Raw genomic sequence first — 22,436 nt, 5'->3', positions numbered from 1 at the left:
ATTACGGGACTGGCCTGTGCAGGGGTTGGCCGGGGCCGGAAGGTGATGCTGGAGGAATTGAATTAATACTAGAACCTTGGCGGCGATCCCCATATTCCTTGCCGGCATTGTGAGCAAGGGCACTCCCCGCCCGCTCCCTAACCTCGCAGGCTCGGTCAGGGAACCCTCGCGGGCGTGGGCCAGCAGGCGCGCTACTTCCAGCCCGTGGCAGCCAGGAGCCGCTTCTCGAACATCGGGATCATGGACTGGACGTACGTCTTGGTCAGGTGGTTGTCGTCCTTGTAGACGTACACATTGCCCACCACGGCCGGGCAGATGCCGCCGGCGCAGATGAAGTCGCTCATGTCCATCAGGCGCAGCCCGTCCACCTTGCCCCGGTAGGCGTCCAGCGGCGACTTGGCAGCGAGGGATTCGCCCAGCGGCGGGTTGCACTCCGGCGCGTCCGTGCCGTACTTCTGGACGCATTCCGGCATGTTGATGGCGAAGCGCGGGTTGTCCCGGACCCCGACGACGTCGATCCCGGCGTCGGTGAACGGCTTGATGCCCTCCAGGTAGCCGGGCACCTCGGTTTCAAACGGGGCTTCCTTGTGCGTGAGGGATGCCACAGTGAACACCGCGTCCGGCTTGTGCTCCATGACGTACGCGGCGCTGGCCCTGTTGAAGGCGTTGCAGTCGGCGTCGCGCTCCGTCGATTCGGCGCCGAACCGGCAGTTGCCCTTCAGGAGGGTGACCACCTCCCAGCCGTGCTCCTTGGCGATCGGGCCGAGCGCGGCCATGTACTGCTGGGCGTGGGAGTCGCCGAGCACCACGATCCGCTTGGTGACCTTGTCCGGCTTGCTGTTCTGCAGGCAGCCGCTGAGCAGGGGGTCGCTGGGGACGTTGCCGTCGGTGCACAGCCCGTCGATGTCCGCCCACTCGTTTTTCATGGCGGCGGGGGCCGGAATCACGGTGGCTTCCGGCGTCGGCTTGCCGGCGTTCTCCGGCGCCAGCGCGGCGGCGCCGGGAGTCAGCTCGCGAGGTTGCGCGGCCGCCGCGGCCTCGTCGGCGGTCAGCTTGGTCTGCCACACCGCGACCGGACCGGCCAGCAGGGCGCCGCAGGCAACAATTACGACGGCGGTGCGCCAGGCCCGCAGTTGCGGCCAGTGCCATTCACGCAGCGGCTTCTCGACGAAGCGGGTGGTCAGGACGGCCAGCACCACGGAACCCGCCACAACGGCGAGGCCCTGGACCAGGTTGGGCTTTTCGATGCCCGTGCCGGCCAGTGCCAGGACCAGGACCGGCCAGTGCCACAGGTAGAGGGCGTAGGAGTTGTCCCCCAGGGCCACCAGCGGCTTTGAGCACAGGATCCGGTCCACGCCGAACCGGCTGCCGCTTTGGCCGGCGACGATGATGGCAGCCGCGGCCAGGGTGGGCCACAGCGCAATAAAGCCCGGGAAGGACCGGTCAACGGTGAGCACCAGGCCGCAGGAAATCATGGCGGCAAGTCCGGCCCAGCCCAGGGCCACACGCAGCGCCTTGCCTGGCTTCAGGTAGGGCAGCGCCAGGGCCAGCAGCGATCCCAGCGCGAACTCCCACAGCCGGGTCCGCGTGTCGAAGTAGGCGTAGGCCTGGTTGCTGGCCGTCTGGCCGATCGAGAACACCAGCGAGGCGATGAAGATGCCGCCGAAGGTGACCATCAGGACAGTCCGGTAGCTGACTTCTCGGCGGCGCCGCAGCAGCCGCCACACCAGGGCGGAGCCGGCGAAGATGAGGGGCCAGAGGATGAAGACCTGGCCCTGGATGGACAGCGACCAGAAGTGCTGGAGCGGGCTGGCCCCGGAGTGGTCCTGCGCGTAGTAGTCCACGGCGCTGTTGGCCAGCAGCCAGTTCTGCCCGTAGAGCAGGGACGCCCACGCCTCGTTGAGGACGTCGGGCCAGCGGCTCTGCGGCAGGACCAGCCAGGTTCCGGCCAGCACACCGAGGATCACGACGACGGCGGCCGGGATCAGCCGCTTGAAGAGGTGCAGCCAGTGGCTCACGAGGCGCAGCGGAGCACCTTTCTCCACCTTGCGGACGAAGGACAGGGTCAGCAGGAACGCAGAGATCAGCAGGAAGATGTCCACGCCGCCGGAAACCCGGCCAAGCCACACGTGGTACGTGACCACCATGAGCACCGCGAGGGCACGAAGGCCCTGCACCTCGGGCCGGTAACCAGGCCTGGCCTTCAGCCGGGCAGCCCGCGGCTCATGGTTTTGGTTCCCTGCCGGTTCCTCGCGCGGCATGCTTTCCAGCGGGTCCGTCGATCTCGCTTCTGGCACAGATAACCCCTCAAACGGCAGCACAAAGCACCCATGTTACCAATTCGTGACATTCCAGACGAATCAACCACGCAGGTGCGACCGGGGTCTTAGCCGGGAGAATCCGTCTGAAAGCGCAGAGAAGGCCCGCCCAGCGGCAGCTGGACGGGCCTTCTCATGAGCCGCTTGGAGCGGGCTGCAGCCTAGTGGCTGTGGCCTGCGTGCTCGTCTTCCTCGGCGGCCTTCTCAGCCACCAGGGTTTCGGTGGTGAGCACCAGCGCAGCGATGGAGGCTGCGTTGCGCAGGGCTGCACGGGTGACCTTGACGGGGTCAATGACGCCCGCTGCGATCAGGTCCTCGTACTCGCCGGACTTGGCGTTGAAGCCGTGGTTGTTGTCCTGCTCGGCAACCCGGGCGGCCACAACGTAGCCGTCGTGGCCGGCGTTCTGCGCGATCCAGCGCAGCGGCTGGACCAGTGCACGGCGGACGATGCCGACGGCGGCAGCCGCGTCACCTTCGAGTGCCGTGACAGCCGGGTCCTCGTCGAGTGCCTTCAGCGCGTGGATCAGGGCGGAACCGCCACCGGCCACGATGCCTTCTTCGAGGGCCGCGCGGGTGGAGGACACTGCATCTTCGATGCGGTGCTTCTTTTCCTTCAGCTCAACCTCGGTGGCTGCGCCGACCTTGATCACGCCGATGCCGCCGGCCAGCTTGGCCAGGCGCTCCTGCAGCTTCTCCCGGTCCCAGTCGGAATCGGTGCGGGTCAGCTCGGCGCGCAGCTGCGCAACGCGTGCTGCAACGTCCTCGGCCGAACCTGCGCCGTCGACGATGGTGGTGTTGTCCTTGGTCACCGTGATGCGGCGGGCGGTACCCAGCACCTCGAGGCCCACGGAGTCCAGGCTCAGGCCCAGTTCCGGGGACACAACCTGCGCGCCGGTCAGCGTCGCGATGTCCTGCAGCATGGCCTTGCGGCGGTCACCGAAGCCCGGAGCCTTGACGGCGACCACGTTCAGGGTGCCGCGGATGCGGTTGACGATCAGCGTGGACAGGGCTTCGCCGTCGACGTCCTCGGCGATGATGAACAGAGGCTTGGAGCTCTGCAGCGCCTTCTCCAGCAGCGGCAGGAATTCCTGCACCGAGGAGATCTTGCCCTGGTTGATCAGGATAAGGGCGTCCTCGAGGACGGCTTCCTGGCGCTCGGTGTCGGTGATGAAGTACGGGGACAGGTAGCCCTTGTCGAACTGCATACCCTCGGTCAGAGCCAGTTCGGTCTGCGTGGTGGAGGATTCCTCGATGGTGATCACACCATCCTTGCCAACCTTGTCGAAGGCCTCGGCGAGCAGCTCGCCAACCTCGTCGCTCTGCGCGGAGATGGCGGCAACGTTGGCCACCTGGGTGCCCTCAACGGGACGGGCGTTCTCCAGCAGGCGTGCTGCGATGGCCTCGACGGAGACCTCGATGCCGCGCTTGATCTGGCCAGGAGCGGCGCCGGCGGCAACGTTGCGCAGGCCTTCCTTGACCAGTGCCTGGGCGAGCACTGTGGCAGTGGTGGTGCCGTCACCGGCGACGTCGTTCGTCTTGGTGGCGACTTCCTTGGCCAGCTGGGCGCCAAGGTTTTCGTACGGGTCGTCCAGTTCGACTTCCCGGGCGATGGTCACGCCGTCGTTGGTGATCGTGGGGGCACCCCACTTCTTGTCCAGCACGACGTTGCGGCCGCGGGGACCAAGCGTCACCTTAACCGTGTTGGCGAGCTTGTCGATGCCGGCTTCAAGCGACCGGCGGGCAGCGTCGTTAAACGCAAGCTGCTTTGCCATGGTTTGTCCTTTCAAGACAGAACCCCGTGCAGCCGCCCGGCCAGACAGAATCAGACTCGGGCAGCGGCACGGGGATCCAAAGAGTTACTTTACGACGATCGCCAGAACGTCGCGGGCGGAGAGCACGAGGTACTCGGTGCCGCCGGTCTTGACTTCGGTTCCGCCGTACTTGGAGTAGATGACGACGTCGCCAACAGCTACGTCGACCGGTACGCGGTTGCCGTCTTCGAAGCGGCCGGGGCCTACTGCAACAACTTCGCCTTCCTGCGGCTTCTCCTGGGCGGAGTCCGGGATGACCAGGCCGGAAGCCGTGGTCTGCTCGGCTTCGAGCGGGCGAACAACAATACGATCCTCAAGAGGCTTAATAGAGACCGACACTCGGACCTCTCCTTTTCATCAAAATTCATGGACAGTAAAAACTGTTGCGCCGTGGCGGCAGACCGTCGTCGCGGTGCCGGCAGCAGCCAGGCTGGCAGCTCTTCGTGTGTTAGCACCCTCCTAGGGAGAGTGCTAATGATGACTCTATGTAAGGGGTTAGCACTCGGTCAAGGTGAGTGCCAGAATTTCATCCGCCGTAACCCGCCAGGACCCTTCGTTCAGCGCCCGGCGAGGTCGTCGAACCCCAGGTCCTCGCCGCCGTCGGCGTCCTGGTCCCCCCGCTTACGCTGCTCGCGGACAAGCACGGCGGCGGCCGCCGCTGCGGCAAGCACCGACACGATGAGCACCACGATTCCGCCCACGCGCGCCCCGAGGTACAGGTCGCGGATCTGCCGGGCTTCCTCGGTGGCGTCGCTGATGTTCTTGCCACCCACCGAGTAGACGGTGGAATTGAAGGAGTCGAGCAGGAAGATGATCACCAGCAGGACAAGGCAGACGACGGCGATCACAGCGCCGGCGATCAGCACCGGGCGTGCATACCGGACCAGGCGGCTATGCTGCGCCGGTCCGGGGTTGTTGCGTTCGGGCTGACCAGGGGTTGGCGTTTCGCTGGATTCCATTCAGACCACCCTATCGGGAAGAGCTTGGGCGGCCCCTCCACTAGGCTTGATCCCATGTCTGAAGCACCGCAGGACCAGATCGCCCCGCTCCTCACCGAAGAAGGATGGGAGCTGCTGGCCTCGCTCGGACCGTACCGGGAGGACGATTCCTTCACCCTCAGCTCAACCCTCCGCAAGGCCGGGCACTCCCCCGAGCTCGTCTCCGCCGTCCTGACGCAGTCACGGCTCAGGACCAGGGCCGAGGGCAAGTTCGGCGAGTTCGCCCGGCAGATGCTCTTCACCCAGGCCGGCCTGGAGCAGGCCACCCGGCTCAACGTCGCCGCCCGGCACGCCCAGCGCTTTGCCCAGGCGGGCGTCAGCCATGTAGCCGACCTTGGCTGCGGCCTCGGCGCGGACGCGATGGCCCTTGCATCGCTGGACATTGCCGTGACGGCTGTGGAGGTGGACGAGACCACCGCCGCCTGCGCCACGATAAACCTCATTCCCTTTCCGCACGCCACGGTGGTCCATTCGGACGCGACATCGGTGGCGCTGGAGGACGGGGCCGGCGTGTGGCTGGACCCCGCCCGGCGCACCACCACCACGTCCGGCACCAGGCGGATCTGGGACCCCGAGGCCTTTTCTCCCCCGTTGTCCTTCGTGGAGTCGCTGGCTGCCGCCGGGCGCGCCGTCGGCGTCAAAATGGGTCCCGGCATGCCGCACGAGTCGGTGCCGGCCGGCTGTGAGGCGCAGTGGGTCTCGGTGGGCGGCGACGTCACCGAGGTCACTCTGTGGTTCAACGCCGTGGCCCGTCCGGGCATCCGCCGGGCCGCCCTGGTCATAGGGCCGGAGGGCGCCGCGGAACTTACCAGCGGGGAGGAGTTCGACGGCGGACCCGTTGCCCCCGTGGGCCCGGTGGACGGTTTCCTGTATGAGCCTGACGGCGCGGTCATCCGTGCCGGGCTCGTGGCCGACCTGGCGATGGACCTGGGGGGCCACCTCGTGGACGAGCACATCGCCTACATCTGCGCCCCTGAGCTGGTGGACACTCCGTACGCCCGGGCCTACCGGGTCCTGGAGGTCATGCCGTTCAACGTCAAGGCCCTCAAGGCCTGGGTCCGGGAGAACGGCGTCGGCGTCCTGGACATCAAGAAGCGCGGCATGTCCGTCACCCCGGAGGAGCTGCGCAAGCAGCTGCTGCCCGGGGGCAAGGCCGGCGGGAAGGGCGCCGGTAAAGCCGGCGGGAAGTCGGCGGGCAAAAAGACAGGCACCCTGGTCCTCACCCGGATCGGGGAGGAGAGAGTGGCCGTCTCCGTGGAGCCCGTGTAACTACTGGGCCCGCACTGGCTACTGGGCGCGCACGAACGCCTCGGCGTCCCGGACCTGCTGCTCTGTGGGCCGGATGCCCGTGTACAGCACAAACTGCTCCAGCGCCTGGATGGTGGCTACCTCTGCGCCCGTGATGACCTGCTTGCCGGCTGCCCGCGCCGCCTGAATGAGCGGCGTTTCCGCGGGCAGGGCCACGACGTCGAAAACCACCTTGGCGGCCTCGATGGTTTCGGCGGGAAAGGACAGCGCGTCGGCTTCCGGTCCACCGGCCATTCCCACCGGCGTGACGTTGATGACCATGTCAGCCGTGGCCTCCGGGCCGGTGCCCAGCTCCCCCCGCCAGGCAAAGCCGTAAAGGTCGGCGAGCGCCCGGCCGGTTGCCTCGTTGCGGGCGATGATGCTCACGTCTTTGAATCCCGCGTCACGCAGGGCCGCGGCGGTGGCCTTGGCCATGCCGCCGGCGCCCGTGAGCAGCACCGATGACTCCGCAGGCACGGCGTTGCGCTGCAGCAGCTGCTCGATCGCCGTGTAGTCGGTGTTGTAGGCCGTCAGCCGCCCGCCGTCATTGACGATGGTGTTGACGGAATCGATGGCCTTGGCGGACGGGTCCATGGCGTCCACCAGGGCAATCACGTCCTCCTTGTAGGGCATGGAGACGGCGCAGCCCCGGATCCCCAGGCCGCGGACGCCCGCGATCGCCTGCGCCAGGTCGGTGGGCGCGAACGCCTTGTAGATCCAGTTCAGGCCCAGCTGGTCGTACAGGTGGTTGTGGAAGCGGGTCCCGTTGTTGCTCGGCCGGGCCGAGAGGGAAATGCACAGGGTCATGTCTTTATTCAGAATCGGCACCCCTCCATTAAACGGCGGGGCTGGTCGTTTAACCGGCGGGGCCGTCTTTGTTACCTGCAGCCGGTGCCGGGCGGGTAGGGTCCGACGGCGGCCGGCAGCTTTCCGGGGGCGGTGGCCTTGCTTCCCGGTGCTGCCGGAGGCTTCCTCTGCGCGGTCCGGCCGCGCCAGATCATCATCGTGACCACCCGCCGGGCGGCGTCCTCAAGGCGCGGGAGCGGGAGCTTACCCTCCGTGACCGCACGGACGACGGCGGCATGCGCGGCGGGGGCGTCGGCCGGCATCAGCAGCAGGTCCGCCCCGGCTGCAAGCGCGGCCGGGGCTGCGGAACCGCGGGGATAGCGGCCGGCCGCCGCGCCCATGTTCAGCCCGTCCGTGACGGCCACGCCCTTGAAGCCCAGGCCACGGAGCGCCGAGTACGTTGCCTTCGAGAGGGACGCGGGCACGCCCGGGTCAAGGGCACGGGCCGCGATGTGGCCGGTCATGACCTGGAGCACCTGGCCTGCCTTCTCCTCCAGGCTCATTTTTGCCACCGCCGTGGCGGCAGCGTCGGCGTCGCGCTGCTGCGGGCCCCAGCCCAGCGCCGCCGTGTCCTGCGTTGCAGGCCCCGCCGTGGATGGGGCCGGGCGGTGTGCACCCGGCTGCGGCGAACCGGACCGGGGTGAATTGCCGGGGGTTGCGTTCGGTGAGCCGGAAGCCGAAGCCGCGGGCGCCGTCGTCGTACGTTGTCCTGGTTCGGATGCCGACGGTGGCGCAGTGCACGACGCTACGGCGAACAGCGCCGCGAGCACTGCAGGTGCGGTACGCGCAGGTGCAGTGCGGGAAAGTTTTCTGGGGGATTTGGGGCGGCTGGTTGTGTGAACACTCTCACGCGCCCTGTGTAGCCAGGCCATCACTTCGATGCGACCCCTGCACTAGACTTGGATGACCGTTCCCCTGTCAGCCGTTCGCCAGGAACGGACGGCAACCAGACGTCACCAGGCCAGCACACAGCGAGGAACACATGAAGATTGATTTCGCTTCATCCAGGCAATCAACTCTTGGTGTGGAATGGGAACTCGCGCTGGTGGACGCCCAGACCGGTGAACTTTCGTCGGTGGCCAACGAGGTCCTGCGCGGAGTCGTGGCACGGCATCCCGAGCTGAACGAGGATGACGAGCACCCGCACATCAAGCAGGAGCTGCTGCTCAACACCGTGGAGCTGGTCACGGGCATCTGCGAGACCGCCGCGGAAGCGAAGGAAGACCTGGCCCGCTCCCTGGCCGCCCTTCGCGAAGTCACGGACCCGATGGGCGTGGAAGTGTTCTGCGCCGGAAGCCACCCGTTCAGCCCGCCGCAGCTGCAGCCGGTCACGGACAAGGAACGCTACGCCAAGCTGATCGACCGCACCCAGTGGTGGGGCCGGCAGATGGTGATCTACGGGGTACATGTGCACGTTGGCCTGGACCGGCGCAGCAAAGTACTCCCCGTGCTGGACGGCCTGGTCAACTACTTCCCGCATTTCCAGGCCCTGTCCGCGTCGAGCCCGTTCTGGGGCGGCGAAGACACCGGCTACGCCTCGCAGCGTGCCCTCATGTTCCAACAGCTGCCGACGGCGGGGCTGCCGTTCCAGTTCGCCAGCTGGGAGGAATACGAGTCCTACGTCCAGGACATGTTCACCACCGGCGTGATCGACACCATCTCGGAGATCCGCTGGGACATCCGCCCTGTTCCGGCCCTGGGGACCATCGAGATGCGGATCTGCGACGGCCTGGCCACGCTTGAGGAAGTGGGCGCCGTGGCAGCCCTGACCCAGTGCCTGGTGCATGAATTCTCCACCATCCTCGACGCCGGCGGCAGCATTCCCACCATGCCGCCGTGGCACGTCCAGGAAAACAAGTGGCGGGCCGCCCGCTACGGCATGGACGCGATCATCATCCTCGACGCCGAGGGCAACGAGCAGCTCGTCACGGACCACCTGCTGGAGACGCTCAAGCGGCTCGAACCGATCGCCGCGCAGCTGGGCTGCCCGGATGAGCTGGCCGACGTCGAAAAGATCATCAGCCGCGGCGCGGGGTACCAGCGCCAGCGGCGGGTGGCCGCCGAAAGCGGCGGAGACCTCCAGGCCGTGGTCCTCGACCTCGTGAAGCAGATGCGGAACGGCCCGACGGCGTAAGTCGCCGCTTTCCGCCCACCGCCTAACCCGGCTAGGTAGCAGCTGAGGGCGTTCCCAGCGCTGAGAACGCCCTGTCCTGCGACCTACCTGGGGCCGACACCGTTGTCACCGGCATGGACGAGTCCGGCGCGAAATTGAGGCCGCTCGGTTCGATGCCCGCCATGACCAGCTGTGCGCCGAGCGCCGCCACCATCGCGCCGTTGTCCGTGCACAGATCCAGCGGCGGAACGTGCAGCGTGATGCCGGCGGCCGAGCAGCGCTGTTCGGTCAGCTGCCGCAGCCGTGAGTTGGCGGCCACTCCCCCACCCAGCAGCACGTCCGTAATTCCATGCTCGCGGCAGGCCATGACCGCCTTGGACGTGATGACATCCACCACCGCTTCCTGGAAGGCAGCGGCGATGTCCGCCACCGGCACGGGATCGCCCGCGGCCTCGAACTGCTCCACGCACCGGGCCACCGCCGTCTTCAGGCCGCTGAAGGACCAGTCGTACCGGTGCCGGCCGGGCTCCTCCGCTGTGCCCATGTACTTGGGCTGCGTCAGTCCCCGGGGGAACCTGATGGCCTTGGCGTTGCCTTCGCGCGCCAGCCGGTCAATGGCGGGGCCGCCGGGGTAGCCCAGGCCCAGGATCCTTGCGACCTTGTCGTAGGCCTCGCCGGCGGCGTCGTCGATGGTGGAACCGAGCAGTTCAACGTCGTCGGTGATGCTGCGGATGCGCAGGATCTCGGTGTGGCCGCCGGAAACCAGCAGGGCACCCAGGTTCTCGGGCAGGATGGGGTTCTCGGGCAATACTGGCTTTGCTGCGGCGCCGGTTTGGCCCCCGGTTTGGCCGCCCTTTCCGATGCCTGTGGCGACGCCGGGACGGGGGTTGAGCAGGCCAACGCCCACGTGGGCCACCAAGTGATTGATGGCGTAGAGCGGTTTGCCGGTGGCGACGGCGAGCGCCTTTGCGGCGCATACGCCAACCATCAGCGCGCCGGCCAGCCCCGGACCGGATGTCACCGCGATGGCGTCAATCTCGTCCAGTGTCACGTCTGCCTCGGCCAGCGCGGCCTGCAGGGCTGGTACGAAGGCATCCAGGTGGGCGCGCGAGGCGATCTCCGGGATGACGCCGCCAAACCGGACGTGCTCCTCCATGGACGAGGACACGGTGTTGGTCAGGAGGTCGGTACCGCGGACGATGCCTACGCCCGTTTCGTCGCACGAGGACTCAATGCCGAGCACAAGCGGTTGTGAGCGGTTCATTTCTGGTCTGCCTCCGTCGGAGCGGTCTCCCCGGCGCGGCGGGCTTCGTCAGTCTGCGCGGGCTGGGTTGCGGAGCCGTGCACAATGTCCTGGTGCGCGGCGAGGACGTCCGCCAGCTGAAGCCTCATGATCAGGGCATCGACGCCGTCGCGGTAGTACTTTTTCCGCACGTGGATCTGCTCGAAGCCAAAGCGGATGTACAGCTGCTGGGCCCGCGGGTTGTCGGCGCGGACCTCCAGCAGGATGTCGGCTGCGCCGCGGCGCAGCCCCTCGGCAATGAGGTCGGTGAGGAGCGCTGTCCCGATGCCCTTGCCCTCATACTCGGGGACGACGGCGATGGTCTGGACGTCGGCGATCGGCTCGACGCACATGAGACCCGCGTAGCCGACGATGCCGTCCGGCGCTTCCGCCACGAGGTACCGGCGGGTCTCCGGCTGCATGAGTTCGTCCATGAACATCTGCAGCGGCCACGCGTCCACAGGGAAGAGCCGGACCTCCAGCTCGTGGACGGCGGGGATGTCGGCGGGCAGCATGTCCCGGATGGTCACGCCGGAGTCCAGTTGGCGGGGCAGCACGGGCGTGTTCCCGGCCGCCGGATTACCGGGTACCGCATTTTCGGGCTTCGGATTTCCTGGTGATTTCGGGTTTCCAGGTGATTCGGGCAGCAGGTTCACAGGGCACGCTTCCGGGGGCCGGGGACCTGGGCGTCCGATTCACGGAGGTACAGCGGTGTGGAGTCCAGGAGCTGCTCTCCTGCTTCCAGCCGCGCCAGCGCGAACTGCCCCAGGTACAGGGCGTCCGGCTGTTCGGAGCTGAAATCCGGATCCGCGCGGAGGGCCTCCGGGTACAGCCCTGCCCCTGCGCCATAGGCAGGCAGATCGGGAAGGTCCGCGGCGAAGCCCACGTGCGGCCCGTCCGTAAGCTTTGGCAGCTGACCGGCGGCCAGGGTGTAGCGGGCCCAGTAAACCTCTTTGCGCCGTGCATCGGTGGCCACGAGGAACTCAGCCGGCGCATCCGTGGACTCCGCCACCTCAAGGGCGACGGCGTCGAGGCTCATCAGGCCGTGCAGCGGCGTGTTCCAGACAAAAGCGAGCGTACGGGCCGTCGCAATGCCGGACCGGAGGCCGGTGAACGGGCCGGGGCCAACGCCCACAACGATCGCGTCGATGTCAGCGCCGGTCACTCCGGCGTCCGCGAGCAGCTGCTCGATTCCGGGCGCCAGGACCTCGGCGTGGCTCCTCGTGTCCTCTGTGGAGAAGCTGCCCACCACGCCTTCCAGGGCGTCGTCGGACACCAGCGCGGTGCTGGCTACGGCCGACGTGTCGATGGCGAGAATGAGCATCAGGCGTTTCCTTCCGCGGCCAGAACGGGCTGTTCAGCCCAGCGCGGCCCGAAGCCGCGGATGATGATGGTGCGGGGCTCGTCGTCGTCCTCCGACTCGAAGTCCAGGACCGGCGCTTCAGCGCCGGACGCTGCGGAACCAGACGCCGAGCCGCGTCCCGTTGAACCGTGAGGGGCGTGCAGGGGCACCGCGCCGGCGCCGCCCAGCTGGCGGTGCAGTTCCACCTCGAGCCGGCTCTCGGCCAGATGCTCCACGCGGTCCCGGCCCCACTCCACCACGGTCACGGCGGAGTCCAGCGTGTTCTCAAGGTCGATGTCGTCGATTTCCGACGCCGATCCCAGCCGGTACGCGTCCACGTGCACCAGGTCCGGCCCGCCCGGGCGCGGCCCGCCGGGGAGGTTCGGGTGGATGCGCACCAGCACAAAGGTCGGGGAAATAATGCCCTCCCGGACGCCCAGGCCCTCACCAAGGCCCTGCGTGAAGGTGGTCTTGCCGGCGCCCAATTCGCCTGTCAGGACCAGGAGGTCCCCCGCCCGGAGCACCTCCGCCAGAGCCGCGCCGAGGGCGTGGGTCTGGTCCGCCGTCGTAACCGTCAGGGTCTGGACCCAGAGCGGAGCGTTGCCGGCCTCCGGAACGTTCACGGCGCCGGCGTTTCGGTGGCGGTCAATGCGCCGGCCTGCTCGTCGCTGACGGGAGCCTCGTTGACGTAGGTGCGGGGCACGCGGGGGCTGATGCGGGTGACGATTTCGTAGTTGTTGGTTCCGGCAGCGCGGGCCCAGTCATCGGCAGTGGGGCCGCCGTCGGCACCGTCGCCGAAGAGGACGGCCTCTGCTCCGAGGACGCTGTGGCCGCCCCGGCTCACGTTCAGGGGGCCGAGGTCGATCACCATCTGGTCCATCGCGATCCGTCCCACCACGGGGTAGGTGACGCCCTCCACGCGGACGGGGCCACCGGTGGCGACGCGGGGAACGCCGTCGGCATAGCCGAGCGGAATCAGGCCCAGCGTGCTTTCGCCGGAGGTGTGGTAATTGAAGCCGTAGGAGACGCCCTGCCCGGAGTGCACGTCCTTGCAGTGGGACACGACGGTGCGCAGGGTCATCGCCGGGCGGAGGCCCAGCTCCGCCGAGGTCTGCCCCTCGAAGGGCGAGAGACCGTAGATTCCCAGCCCCGTGCGGACCAGGTCGAAGTGCGTGTCGGGCCGGGACAACGTGGCCGGAGTGTTGGCCAGGTGGCGGACTTCGGGGTCCACGCCGGCGTCCTCGGCGATCGCCAGCACCTCGCGGAACGCGGCGAGCTGGTCATCGGTTTCGGGGCGCTCGGGTTCGTCTGCCACAGCAAGGTGGGAGAAGATACCCACGACGCGCAGCAGCCCCTGGTCCTGGTACTCCACGGCTTCGCCCACCAGGCGGTCCCACACCTCGACGGTGGCGCCATTGCGGCCAAGTCCCGTGTCCACTTTCAGGTGGACGCGTGCCGGCCGTTCCTGCTGCCGGGCTGCGGCCACGATCTGCTCCAGCTCCCAGCCGGAACACCCGATGTCGACGCCGGCTGCCACCGCCGCTCCAAAGTTGCTTTCCGGGGTGTGCAGCCAGGCGAGCAGCGGTGCCTCGATGCCTGCCGCACGCAGTGCGAGCGCTTCGGAGATGTGCGCGACGCCCAGCCAGCCGGCTCCCGCCTCAAGGGCGGCGCGGGCCACCGGCACCGCGCCGTGGCCGTAGGCGTCGGCCTTGACCACCGCCATGACCTTGGCCGGCTCGGCGGCTGCGGCCAGCCGGCGGACGTTGTGCCGAATGGCCTCAAGGTCAATCACGGCGGAACGTTCATGGGCCGTCCGGTCATAAGCGTGGGGCGTCCCGACCGGGCCCGACACTGCCGGGCGGTCTCCTGTTGCTGCTGGATAAATCACTCTACTGATTCTAGTGCTGGCGCTTCGGGCCGAATAATTGCCTGTCCGCAGGACCGGCCTGCGGGCATCCGGCGGCCCGCGTCCTCAGGCGTCCGAAAGGTGCGCGATGGTGGCGGCCGCGCGCCGCTGGGCCTCCTGCGGAACGTCCCGGACAATGTCGGCAAGGAACGAGTAGCGGCGCAGCCACTGGCTTCCGCGGCGTTCCGGCCGGGCGTTGGCGCGTTTCCACCAGTCGGCAATGTCCCCCCAGCCCGGCGCCGCGAGGGACCCGCCCACCTCTTGGACCGCCAGCGCGGCGCAAAGGTTGGCGAACCGCAGCCGGTCGCTGAGGGGCCACCCGGCCAGGCTGCCGACGATGAACGCGGCCCCGAAGCAGTCCCCGGCCCCGGTCGGATCGTAGGCGGCCACCGGCAGGGACGGGACCCATTCCTCCTCGCCCGTTTCCGAGTCCACGGCCACGGCCCCCTGCGCCCCCAGGGTCACCACAGCCACCGGCACCCGGTCTGCCAGGGAGTACAGCGCCGCCCAGGGATCGTCCTTGCCGGTGAAGGCCATGGCCTCGCGCTGGTTGGGCATGAAGGCGTGGAAGTACTGCAGGTTCGCAAGCCGTCCGTGGGCCCATTCACCGGTGGGGTCCCAGCCGACGTCGCCGAACAGCTTCACGCCCTCCTTGTGCGCCGCGAACGCCCACGGCTCCAATTCATGGCCGAGGTCCGCCACGGCAGCCAGGGCTCCGGGCGGATCCCCGATCAGCTCGGAGGAGGTCACCGGCGCGGGGTGCCCGTGCGTGACCATGGAGCGGTCGTGGTCAACGCTGAGTGAGACAGTTACCGGCGAGTGCCAGCCCGGCATTCTGCGGGACAGGGACAGGTCCACGTGCTCCTGCCGGTCCAGGATTTTCCAGTTGTAGTCGCCGTAGCCGTCGTCGCCGAAGGCCGCGGCAAGCCCGGTCCGCAGCCCCAGACGGGCGGCCGCGATGGCCTGGTTCGCCACCCCTCCGGGGCAGCTGCCCATCCCCTCGCTCCAGATTTCGGTTCCGGGCTCGGGCGCATGCGGCAGTCCGGTGAAGATGATGTCCTGGAAGACGGTCCCGGCCAGCAGCAGGTCGAATTCTCCGGCCGCCAGGGTACGGACGGCAGAGAGCGGGTCGAAACGGCGTGCGGGATTCGCCTCCATGTTCGGCACACTACGCCCTGCACCTCAACGTTGAAACCCCGCGATCTGGGGGACGGGAGAGCTGGGGTGCCGCGTTTTAGGCCGTGTGGTTGGCCGGTGCGCATAGACTCCTGCCATGCGGCTCATGATCGCCGGCGGCGGCGGATTCCGGGTTCCTCTCGTTTACCGTGCCCTGTGTTCCGGGCCCTATGCCGGCCTGGTCAGCGAGGTGGTGCTGTTCGATGTCGACGGCGGCCGGCTGGCTGCCATCGAGGCCGTTCTGCGGTCCATGTCTTCCGGTATCGGCCGGCCCCCGGCGGTGAGCGGCGCCGCGGACGGAAGCTCCGCCGTCGGACGTTCCTCCGGGCGTCCGCCCGCGGTGACGTCCACCACGTCCCTCCCGCGCGCCCTCAAAGGGACGGACATGGTGTTCGCCGCCATCCGCCCGGGCGGAACGGCCGGCCGGGTGGCCGACGAGCGGGTGGCCCAGGATCTCGGGCTGCTGGGTCAGGAAACCACCGGCGCGGGCGGCATCTCCTACGCGCTGCGGTCCATCCCGGCCATGCTGGAGCTGGCCAACAGCATGCGGACGCACTGCCCGGACGCCTGGCTGATCAACTTCACCAACCCGGCCGGGATGGTCACGGAGGCGCTGGTACCCGTCCTGGGCCGGAAGGTGATCGGCATCTGTGATTCCGCGAGTGCCCTGGTGCACCGCGCCGCCCGGGCGGCCGGGGTGCCGCTGCCGGCGGGAAAGCTCGACGGCGTGGGCTACTACGGGCTGAACCATCTCGGCTGGCTGTACCGGCTGGAGAGCGGCGGCCGGGATGTTCTTCCCGGCCTGCTGGCCGATGGGGCCGCCCTGGCCGGCTTCGAGGAGGGCAGGCTGTTTCCGCAGCCGTTTCTGCGCGATCTGGGACTGCTGCCGAACGAGTACCTGTTCTATTACTACGACGCGGCGCGCGCGGCGTCGGGCATGCGGGCAATGGCCAGGACGCGCGGTGAGTCGATCCATGGCCAGCAGTCGGAGCTGTATCCGCGGCTGGTTGGCGCCGGCGACGAAGCGTACGGCTTGTGGGAGGCGGCCCGGCGGTCACGGGAGGAGGGGTACCTGGCCGAATCCAGGGCCGGCGGCGAGGCCCGGAACCCCGAGGATCTTGCCGGCGGCGGCTATGAGCAGGTGGCGCTGGCAATGATGCGGGCACTGGCCGGGGGTGCCGGCGGCGAGGGTTCCGGCGTCGAGGGTTCAGGCGGCGACGGTTCAGGCGTCCGGAACGCTCCCACGGAGCTGATCCTCAACACATCGAACTCCGCTGGACCGTCCCCGGCCGGCATTGACGGCTCCCAAGCCGCTATTCCAGGACTGCCGCCGGACGCCGTCGTCGAAGTTCCCTGCAGGGTCGGGCCGTACGGGGCGGTGCCGATCCCGCAGGACCGGCCCGCCGAACAGCAGCTGGGACTCCTGCAGCAGGTCAAGAAAGTGGAGCTGCTCACCGTCCGCGCGGCGTCCACCGGCGACCGCGAGGCGGCGCTTGAAGCCTTCGCGGGACATCCGCTGGTCGGCTCGCCGGAACTGGCGGACGCACTGCTCGCCGGCTACGAGGCCGCGCTTCCGGAGTTGGCCGGGTTGTGGCGGCGCTGATGGCGCCGGCGGGGTGGCCGCTGGGTCTTTACTTCAGCGTGCTACAACCACTGATGTCGCTCTGGTTGCGGGTGCTCCGCCACGTGAGCGGCAGGCACGTGGCCGCCGTTCTGCGGACTGTTCAGGAGTAGTGTTTTATCCGATGCAGTTCCAGCAGTCCGGAGAGGAGGGAGGGCCATGTCGGTGATCAAGCGTGTGGCGTTCCTGTCGCTGCATACCTCCCCCATGGAACAGCCCGGTTCCGGGGACGCCGGCGGCATGAACGTGTACATCCGCGGCCTCGCCTCTGCCCTGGCCGAAACGGGCATCGAAGTGGAAATCTTCACCCGCTCCACCTCAGCCGGCCAGCCCGCCGTCGAACACCCCGACCCCGGCGTCTGCGTCCATAACGTCCTGGCCGGCCCGCCCCGCAAGCTCCCCAAAGAAGAACTCCCCGAACTGCTGCACAGCATGGTCGCCGAAATTGAACGCATCCGCGCCCAGCAACCCCACGGCCGCTACGACCTCATCCACTCCCACTACTGGGTCTCCGGCGTGGCCGGCCTCGAACTCTCCGCCCTCTGGAACATCCCGCTCGTGCACACCATGCACACCATGGCAAAAGTCAAAAACCTCCTCCTGCACTCCGGCGAACAACCCGAACCGCGCCGCCGCGAAGACGGCGAACACCGCATCGCCGACGGCGCCACACGGCTCATCGCCAACACCAGCGCCGAAGCCGCCGAACTCGTCTCCCACTACGGCGCCGACTTCGACCACATCGACGTCGCACCCCCCGGCGTCGACCTCTCCGTCTTCACCCCCGCGTTCCGCACCCGCTCCCGGACCGCCCACGGCATCGCCCCCGGCGCCTTCCACCTGCTCTTCGCCGGCCGGATCCAGCGCCTCAAAGGCCCCCAGATCCTGATCAAAGCCGCCGCCCTGCTCCGGAGCCGCCGGCCCGACATCGACCTAAAGCTCACCGTCCTCGGGGCGCTCAGCGGCGCCAAGGACTTCAACCTCAAAACCCTCGTCAGCGCCGCCGGGCTGGACGACGTCGTCACCCACCACCCGCCCGTCAGCGCACCAGAACTCGCCAACTGGTACCGCGCCGCCGACGTCGTCGTCATGCCCTCCTACAGCGAATCCTTCGGACTCGTCGCCCTCGAAGCCCAGGCCTGCGGCACCCCCGTGGTCGCCACCCGCGTGGGCGGACTCACCCGCGCCGTCAGCCACGGCCGCACCGGCCTGCTCGTGGACGGACACCATGCCGACGACTGGGCCGATGCCCTCGAAGCCCTCCACGACGACCCCGCCACCCGCGAAAACATGGGCACCGCCGCGGCCATCCACGCAGCCAACTCCGGCTGGCAACGCACCGCCGCCATCACCCTCGACAGCTACCACGCCGCCGCCGATGAATTTGCCACCGGCCACCCCATGGCCGCCGTCTACGGGTCCCGGCTCACCGGCTAAGCCCCCTCCGGAAAGGACAACGATGTCTGACAGCACTCCCCTGAGCGGTACCGGCCAGAGCAGCACTCCGACGAGCGACCTGGAAATTGCCCGCAGGGCCGTGCTGCGGCCCATCGAGGAAATCGCCGCGGCGGCGGGCATCGATCCGGAGGCGGTAGAGCTCTACGGCCGGTACAAGGCCAAGATTGACCCAGCGAAGCTCTCGGCCCCCGCTCCTGCCGGGAAGGTGGTCCTGGTGTCGGCGATGTCGCCGACACCAGCAGGGGAAGGAAAATCAACCACCACCGTAGGACTGGCGGACTCGCTCGCCCGGGCCGGCCACAAGGTGATGGTCGCGCTGCGGGAGCCCTCGCTCGGTCCCATACTCGGCATGAAGGGCGGAGCCACGGGCGGCGGACTGTCCCAGGTGCTGCCCATGGACGAGATCAACCTGCATTTCACCGGCGACTTCCACGCCGTGACGTCAGCCAACAATGCGCTCATGGCCCTAGTGGACAACCACATCTACCAGGGAAACGAGCTGAACATCGATCCCCGCCGCATGACGTTCAAACGGGTCCTGGACATGAACGACCGTTCCCTTCGCGAAGTGGTCATCGGACTCGGCGGCCCTACCCAGGGCGTCCCCCGCCAGGATGGCTTCGACATCACCGTCGCATCCGAGATCATGGCGGTCTTTTGCCTTGCCACCGACGTCGCCGACCTGCGGGACCGGCTGGGCCGCATCACCTTCGGCTACACCTATGACCGGACACCGGTCACCGTGGCGGACCTGGGCGTGCAGGGGGCGCTGACGCTCTTGCTCAAGGAAGCGATCAAGCCGAACCTCGTCCAGACCATCGCCGGAACACCGGCGCTGGTGCACGGCGGGCCGTTCGCTAACATCGCCCACGGGTGCAACTCGCTGATCGCCACGCAGACCGCCCGCCGGCTGGCCGACATTGTGGTCACGGAGGCTGGGTTCGGGGCAGACCTCGGCGCGGAAAAATTCATGGACATCAAGGCGCGGATCGCTGATGTGGCGCCGGCCGCCGTCGTGGTGGTGGCCACCGTGCGCGCGCTCAAGATGCAGGGCGGGGTGGCCAAGAACTGCCTGGGCGAACCGAATGTTGAGGCCATGGCGGCGGGTGTGGCCAACCTGCGCCGGCATGTCCGGAATGTGGAGCGGTTCGGCGTGACACCCGTGGTGGCGATCAACAGGTTCCCCGCCGACACCGCGGAGGAGCTCGACTGGCTGCTCGGCTGGTGCGCCGGTGAGGGCATCCAGGCGGCCGTGGCGGACATCTGGGGACGGGGTGGGGGCGGGGACGGCGGCGATGAACTGGCCGCCAAGGTGGCCGCTGCCGTGGACGGGCCGTCGTCGTTCCGGCATCTCTATCCGCTGGACATGTCCGTGGAGGACAAGATCCGCACCATCGTCCAGGAAATCTACGGCGCCGACGGCGTGGACTTTTCGGTACCGGCCCTGCGCCGGCTGGCGGACATCGAGAAGAACGGCTGGTCCGGGCTGCCGGTCTGCATGGCGAAGACGCAGTACTCGTTCACGGACGACGCCTCGCGTCTGGGTGCGCCCAAAGGCTTCACCATCCATGTGCGTGACCTCATCCCCAAGACCGGCGCCGGCTTCATCGTGGCCCTCACTGGAGCGGTGATGACCATGCCCGGCCTTCCCGCCGTTCCGGCCGCAATGCGGATGGACGTGGACCGCGACGGCAACCCGGTCGGCCTCTCCTAGCCCCTCCCTCACCTCCCCAACCCTCTCTCACTCCCCGCAGGCTTTCCCCCGACCCCCTCTCACTCCCCGCAGACTTTCCCCAACCCTCTCTCACTCCCCGCAGACTTTCCCCAACCCTCTCTCACTCCCCGCAGACTTTCCCCGACCCTCTCTCACTTACTGCCGCCTGTGGATAACTTCTGCGGCGCCCCGCGATATGGGTCAGAATGCCTGCATGGAAATGCACCACAGCCTACCTGCACAGTTGGCATCAGCTCCGTTCACCTTCGACGTCGCCCGAGCCGAAGGCATTCCCGCGTCGAGGCTGCGGCGACGCGACGTGATCCATGTGGGGCGGGGACTCTACCGCCCGTGGGACTGGGACTTTGACCTGGAGGCGGCGGCGCGGGCGCTGTCTGAAGTCTCCCCCGGCGCCTGGATCTCACATGTCACTGCGGCGCGGCTTCAATGCCAGGTGCTGCCACCATGGCTGGCGGACTCTTCGGAACTACATTTGAGCAAGCCAACGCGCCTGCCCTCGGTGCGTCGCATTGGAGTGCTTGGCCATACCGTACTTGCCAAAGAAGACGAGGTTGAAACGGTCGATGGCATCCGTATCAGCACCCGATCACGGACCTGGCTGGATCTTGCACGAAGGCTGCCGCTCAGGGATCTGGTGTGCATGGGTGACCAGATAATCCTATCCCTCGACTGGAATTTGAAGGCCGGACGCAGCCCTTCGATACCCTCGATCGGTTGCGTTCCCTCGTTCTGCGGCACCCGAATCTCCAGGGCGTTGTCCGCGCCAGGGAAGCCTTGGACCAGATGCGCGTGGGTGCAGACTCGGCGCCGGAATCAATGCTGCGCTTGGCGATGGTGGACGCCGGACTCCCTGAACCCAACCTCCAACTGACACTGAGAAGCGGCGACCCGTTGTCGCCGTCGGCCGACCTCGGCTACCGTGCCCAGCGGTTGGCTATCCAGTACGACGGCGGTCATCACCTGGTCGAGGCCCAGGTCTTTAGTGACCAACGGCGAGATAAGGCCTTTGAAGCTGCGGGATGGACCGTCGTGATTGTAAAAAAGGATGACCTCGACGATGGTTTCCAGAGGGCCATCCTCCGGATCAGGCGGGCAAGACGAACCGCGCAGTTGGATCACCCTCAAGCTTCGGGGTTTGCCGACGCCGGGTGAGCGAGCGTTGCCGCAAAAGCTGTAGGAAGTGAAAGAGCGTTGCCGCAAAAGCTGTAGGAAGTGAAAGAGCGTCCCTGGAACCAGGCGCCGTACGGCCGGCAGGCAGCTACCCGTCCACTTTGGCAGCAACCTCGGCTCCCCGCCCTGCGCCCCGTCCCGCAGCCGGCACTGCTGAACCCTTCGATCGGGCCCGGTTCGCTGAACGGCCCTCACCTCGCCGGAGTGAAATGAAGACGACGGCGACGCTGAGCGCCACCAGAGCGCCAACGTACAGGGCGGTCGGCAGGTCCTCGGCGAGGAGGCCCGGAATGGCCCGCCCCGGCACCGAGACGGCGAAGCCGAAGGCCACCGCGATGCCGATGTAGCTGCCGATCATGTTGCCGCGGTGGGCGGGAATGTTCCGGCGCACCGCCGCAATGAGCCCAAGGGTGACGGTCACGATCGTGAAAGCCGACAGTCCATGAAGCCAGCTGAAGTGCCCTTCACTGACGATCCAGAAGCTGCTGAAGCAGACGTAGTACATGGCGGCGACCCACAGGTGTCCCATGGTGCGGTGGATACGGTCCCGGCGGCGGCGCAGGATCTGGAACGGGCCAATGGCGAGGACAAAAAGTGCGGCAATGACGTGGCTGGCAAGCAGTGCATTCCAAGGCTCCATTTCCCTAGGATAGGAGCACTATCCAATCGTGTAAATCAAGATAGCCGGCGCGGCAGCTGCTATCCACAGGCTGCCACCGCCGATGAAGGGAGCGGGGATGCAGCTGAAGGAACTCAGCCAGCGGACAGGAGTCTCCCCCGCCAGCATCAAGTTCTATCTCCGCGAGGGGCTGCTGCCTGCGGGCCGTTCGGTCCACGCCACCCGGGCCGAGTATGCGGAACTCCACGTGAGCCGGCTGAAACTCATCCAGGCGCTGCGGCGCGTGGTCGGGCTGAATATTGCCCAAATCGGCTCCCTGCTCAGAATGGCGGACGACGGCGTCCCCCGCCTTGAGCTCTTGGCCGCGGTCCAGCGCACGGTGCTGGGCCTTCACGAGGTGGGCACAGAGCACGGCGGCACGCGGTCGCCGGCGGGTGACGCCGTCGTACGTTTCCGGAACTGGCCGGACGTCCCGAGCGACGCCAGAAACGCCCTCAATGCCCATCTCGCCCTGATGGAAAGTCTCGGTGTGCCGGTGACAGATGACCTGCTCGACGCCTACAGCCAGGCGATTGACGCCATTGCCACAGTGGACATTTCGGCCACCACGGCGCCGGACGACGTCAATGAGCAGATTATTACGGCGGCCGTCGGCATGCACCTGCACGGCCAACTGGTCCTGAAGCTGCTGGCACTCGCCCAGGCGAGCCACGCGATTCGGCGCTACGAAAAGAACGCTTAAACGGCGATGCTC

20 protein-coding genes are annotated in these 22,436 nt (G+C 67.8%); 7 read left to right on the top strand and 13 right to left on the bottom strand.

Annotated elements, in window-relative coordinates; all coding sequences use genetic code 11:
• Positions 1–191: 191 nt before the first annotated feature.
• The 4 genes from AC1DFE_RS00580 to AC1DFE_RS00565 all read right to left on the bottom strand — a co-directional run bounded on the left by AC1DFE_RS00580 (position 192) and on the right by AC1DFE_RS00565 (position 5,088).
• Complete coding sequence (locus AC1DFE_RS00580) at positions 192–2,261, bottom strand: acyltransferase family protein (RefSeq protein WP_476904362.1); 2,070 nt, start codon at positions 2,259–2,261, stop codon at positions 192–194.
• 218 nt (positions 2,262–2,479) lie between these two features.
• Positions 2,480–4,090 (bottom strand): chaperonin GroEL, encoded by a 1,611-nt coding sequence (gene groL / locus AC1DFE_RS00575; RefSeq protein WP_476903989.1) that lies wholly within the window; start codon positions 4,088–4,090, stop codon positions 2,480–2,482.
• Positions 4,091–4,174: 84 nt separating this feature from the next.
• Positions 4,175–4,468, bottom strand: coding sequence for a co-chaperone GroES (groES, locus tag AC1DFE_RS00570; RefSeq protein WP_003805290.1), 294 nt, complete (start codon positions 4,466–4,468; stop codon positions 4,175–4,177).
• A 218-nt stretch (positions 4,469–4,686) separates the two neighbouring features.
• On the bottom strand, positions 4,687–5,088 hold the full coding sequence (locus tag AC1DFE_RS00565) for a hypothetical protein (protein WP_476903988.1): 402 nt from the start codon (positions 5,086–5,088) through the stop codon (positions 4,687–4,689).
• Positions 5,089–5,142: 54 nt separating this feature from the next.
• On the opposite strand from AC1DFE_RS00565, the gene AC1DFE_RS00560 reads away from it, so the two are divergent.
• Positions 5,143–6,396 (top strand): class I SAM-dependent methyltransferase, encoded by a 1,254-nt coding sequence (locus tag AC1DFE_RS00560; protein WP_476903987.1) that lies wholly within the window; start codon positions 5,143–5,145, stop codon positions 6,394–6,396.
• Positions 6,397–6,414: 18 nt separating this feature from the next.
• Here AC1DFE_RS00560 and AC1DFE_RS00555 read toward each other — a convergent pair whose 3' ends face one another.
• Both AC1DFE_RS00555 and AC1DFE_RS00550 read right to left on the bottom strand, forming a co-directional pair.
• Positions 6,415–7,242: a shikimate 5-dehydrogenase gene (locus AC1DFE_RS00555; protein WP_476903986.1), complete on the bottom strand. Its 828-nt coding sequence runs from the start codon at positions 7,240–7,242 to the stop codon at positions 6,415–6,417.
• A gap of 50 nt (positions 7,243–7,292) precedes the next feature.
• Positions 7,293–7,763, bottom strand: coding sequence for a glycoside hydrolase family 3 N-terminal domain-containing protein (locus AC1DFE_RS00550; protein WP_476903985.1), 471 nt, complete (start codon positions 7,761–7,763; stop codon positions 7,293–7,295).
• 479 nt (positions 7,764–8,242) lie between these two features.
• Between AC1DFE_RS00550 and AC1DFE_RS00545 the strand changes: the two genes are divergently transcribed.
• Complete coding sequence (locus AC1DFE_RS00545) at positions 8,243–9,394, top strand: glutamate--cysteine ligase (protein ID WP_476903984.1); 1,152 nt, start codon at positions 8,243–8,245, stop codon at positions 9,392–9,394.
• Positions 9,395–9,425: 31 nt separating this feature from the next.
• Here AC1DFE_RS00545 and AC1DFE_RS00540 read toward each other — a convergent pair whose 3' ends face one another.
• The 6 genes from AC1DFE_RS00540 to AC1DFE_RS00515 all read right to left on the bottom strand — a co-directional run bounded on the left by AC1DFE_RS00540 (position 9,426) and on the right by AC1DFE_RS00515 (position 15,061).
• Complete coding sequence (locus AC1DFE_RS00540; protein WP_476903983.1) at positions 9,426–10,637, bottom strand: tRNA (adenosine(37)-N6)-threonylcarbamoyltransferase complex transferase subunit TsaD; 1,212 nt, start codon at positions 10,635–10,637, stop codon at positions 9,426–9,428.
• Complete coding sequence (rimI, locus tag AC1DFE_RS00535) at positions 10,634–11,170, bottom strand: ribosomal protein S18-alanine N-acetyltransferase (RefSeq protein WP_476904361.1); 537 nt, start codon at positions 11,168–11,170, stop codon at positions 10,634–10,636. The genes AC1DFE_RS00540 and rimI overlap by 4 nt, the downstream gene beginning before the upstream one ends.
• A 137-nt stretch (positions 11,171–11,307) precedes the next feature.
• A complete protein-coding gene (gene tsaB, locus AC1DFE_RS00530; protein WP_476903982.1) occupies positions 11,308–11,979 on the bottom strand; it encodes a tRNA (adenosine(37)-N6)-threonylcarbamoyltransferase complex dimerization subunit type 1 TsaB in 672 nt (223 codons plus the stop codon).
• Entirely contained in the window at positions 11,979–12,620 is a 642-nt protein-coding gene (gene tsaE / locus AC1DFE_RS00525) for a tRNA (adenosine(37)-N6)-threonylcarbamoyltransferase complex ATPase subunit type 1 TsaE (protein ID WP_476903981.1), read from the bottom strand. Before tsaE ends, tsaB begins: the two co-directional genes overlap by 1 nt.
• Positions 12,617–13,885, bottom strand: coding sequence for an alanine racemase (gene alr, locus AC1DFE_RS00520; RefSeq protein WP_476903980.1), 1,269 nt, complete (start codon positions 13,883–13,885; stop codon positions 12,617–12,619). Before alr ends, tsaE begins: the two co-directional genes overlap by 4 nt.
• Before the next feature lie 84 nt (positions 13,886–13,969).
• A complete protein-coding gene (locus AC1DFE_RS00515) occupies positions 13,970–15,061 on the bottom strand; it encodes a carbohydrate kinase family protein (protein WP_476903979.1) in 1,092 nt (363 codons plus the stop codon).
• A 115-nt stretch (positions 15,062–15,176) separates the two neighbouring features.
• Here AC1DFE_RS00515 and AC1DFE_RS00510 point away from each other — a divergent pair, with 115 nt between their 5' ends.
• From AC1DFE_RS00510 to AC1DFE_RS00495, 4 genes are all read left to right on the top strand, one after another.
• Positions 15,177–16,682, top strand: coding sequence for a family 4 glycosyl hydrolase (locus AC1DFE_RS00510; protein ID WP_476903978.1), 1,506 nt, complete (start codon positions 15,177–15,179; stop codon positions 16,680–16,682).
• A 177-nt stretch (positions 16,683–16,859) separates the two neighbouring features.
• Positions 16,860–18,137 (top strand): D-inositol-3-phosphate glycosyltransferase, encoded by a 1,278-nt coding sequence (gene mshA / locus AC1DFE_RS00505; RefSeq protein ID WP_476903977.1) that lies wholly within the window; start codon positions 16,860–16,862, stop codon positions 18,135–18,137.
• 22 nt (positions 18,138–18,159) lie between these two features.
• The gene (locus AC1DFE_RS00500; protein WP_476903976.1) at positions 18,160–19,872 is read left to right on the top strand and encodes a formate--tetrahydrofolate ligase; all 1,713 of its coding nucleotides are present in this window, start codon (positions 18,160–18,162) and stop codon (positions 19,870–19,872) included.
• 795 nt (positions 19,873–20,667) lie between these two features.
• On the top strand, positions 20,668–21,045 hold the full coding sequence (locus AC1DFE_RS00495) for a DUF559 domain-containing protein (RefSeq protein WP_476903975.1): 378 nt from the start codon (positions 20,668–20,670) through the stop codon (positions 21,043–21,045).
• A gap of 106 nt (positions 21,046–21,151) precedes the next feature.
• Here the strand turns inward: AC1DFE_RS00495 and AC1DFE_RS00490 are convergent, their stop codons facing one another.
• Complete coding sequence (locus AC1DFE_RS00490) at positions 21,152–21,703, bottom strand: DUF2306 domain-containing protein (RefSeq protein WP_476903974.1); 552 nt, start codon at positions 21,701–21,703, stop codon at positions 21,152–21,154.
• A 97-nt stretch (positions 21,704–21,800) separates the two neighbouring features.
• Here AC1DFE_RS00490 and AC1DFE_RS00485 point away from each other — a divergent pair, with 97 nt between their 5' ends.
• The gene (locus AC1DFE_RS00485) at positions 21,801–22,424 is read left to right on the top strand and encodes a MerR family transcriptional regulator (RefSeq protein WP_476903973.1); all 624 of its coding nucleotides are present in this window, start codon (positions 21,801–21,803) and stop codon (positions 22,422–22,424) included.
• The last annotated feature ends 12 nt before the right edge of the window (positions 22,425–22,436 follow it).

The organism is Arthrobacter sp. 05T423, from assembly GCF_056396245.1.
This window is presented reverse-complemented; position numbering and strand designations above follow the sequence as displayed.

What these genes read in the sequence shown, in the direction of transcription:
- AC1DFE_RS00580 (WP_476904362.1), bottom strand. Translation starts at nt 2,261, where the DNA reads ATGCCGCGCGAGGAACCGGCAGGGAACCAAAACCATGAGCCGCGGGCT.
- groL (WP_476903989.1), bottom strand. Translation starts at nt 4,090, where the DNA reads ATGGCAAAGCAGCTTGCGTTTAACGACGCTGCCCGCCGGTCGCTTGAA.
- AC1DFE_RS00565 (WP_476903988.1), bottom strand. Translation starts at nt 5,088, where the DNA reads ATGGAATCCAGCGAAACGCCAACCCCTGGTCAGCCCGAACGCAACAAC.
- AC1DFE_RS00560 (WP_476903987.1), top strand. Translation starts at nt 5,143, where the DNA reads ATGTCTGAAGCACCGCAGGACCAGATCGCCCCGCTCCTCACCGAAGAA.
- AC1DFE_RS00550 (WP_476903985.1), bottom strand. Translation starts at nt 7,763, where the DNA reads ATGAGCCTGGAGGAGAAGGCAGGCCAGGTGCTCCAGGTCATGACCGGC.
- AC1DFE_RS00545 (WP_476903984.1), top strand. Translation starts at nt 8,243, where the DNA reads ATGAAGATTGATTTCGCTTCATCCAGGCAATCAACTCTTGGTGTGGAA.
- AC1DFE_RS00540 (WP_476903983.1), bottom strand. Translation starts at nt 10,637, where the DNA reads ATGAACCGCTCACAACCGCTTGTGCTCGGCATTGAGTCCTCGTGCGAC.
- rimI (WP_476904361.1), bottom strand. Translation starts at nt 11,170, where the DNA reads ATGCTGCCCGCCGACATCCCCGCCGTCCACGAGCTGGAGGTCCGGCTC.
- tsaB (WP_476903982.1), bottom strand. Translation starts at nt 11,979, where the DNA reads ATGCTCATTCTCGCCATCGACACGTCGGCCGTAGCCAGCACCGCGCTG.
- AC1DFE_RS00515 (WP_476903979.1), bottom strand. Translation starts at nt 15,061, where the DNA reads ATGGAGGCGAATCCCGCACGCCGTTTCGACCCGCTCTCTGCCGTCCGT.
- AC1DFE_RS00510 (WP_476903978.1), top strand. Translation starts at nt 15,177, where the DNA reads ATGCGGCTCATGATCGCCGGCGGCGGCGGATTCCGGGTTCCTCTCGTT.
- mshA (WP_476903977.1), top strand. Translation starts at nt 16,860, where the DNA reads ATGTCGGTGATCAAGCGTGTGGCGTTCCTGTCGCTGCATACCTCCCCC.
- AC1DFE_RS00500 (WP_476903976.1), top strand. Translation starts at nt 18,160, where the DNA reads ATGTCTGACAGCACTCCCCTGAGCGGTACCGGCCAGAGCAGCACTCCG.
- AC1DFE_RS00490 (WP_476903974.1), bottom strand. Translation starts at nt 21,703, where the DNA reads ATGGAGCCTTGGAATGCACTGCTTGCCAGCCACGTCATTGCCGCACTT.
- AC1DFE_RS00485 (WP_476903973.1), top strand. Translation starts at nt 21,801, where the DNA reads ATGCAGCTGAAGGAACTCAGCCAGCGGACAGGAGTCTCCCCCGCCAGC.